1 protein-coding gene is annotated in these 259 nt (G+C 40.5%); it reads left to right on the top strand.

The features are described from left to right. The coding region (locus AAEY88_RS14300) for a sugar phosphate nucleotidyltransferase (protein ID WP_350563456.1) at positions 1-259 on the top strand (259 nt) is incomplete at both ends.

The following is a 259-nucleotide window of genomic DNA, read 5'->3' as shown; positions in this document are numbered from 1 at the left end:
TTAGATGCTTATACGGCAGATCAAAAAACTGAAAACTTAGCGGCGATGATCGCACGCTTTAAGCAAACCCATGCCAGCCAAATTATGTTAGAGCCCGTTGCTATTGAAGATGTAAGTAAGTACGGCATTGCTGATATTAATGGTGTAGAGCTTGCTGCTGGTGAAAGTGCAGCAATTAAAAAAATGGTTGAAAAACCAGCCGCAGAGGTTGCTCCTTCAAACTTAGCCGTTGTTGGTCGTTATGTTTTAAGTAAAAATA

Origin of the sequence: Psychrobacter sp. CAL346-MNA-CIBAN-0220 (assembly GCF_040309805.1) — a bacterium.
GTDB lineage: Bacteria > Pseudomonadota > Gammaproteobacteria > Pseudomonadales > Moraxellaceae > Psychrobacter.
This window is presented reverse-complemented; position numbering and strand designations above follow the sequence as displayed.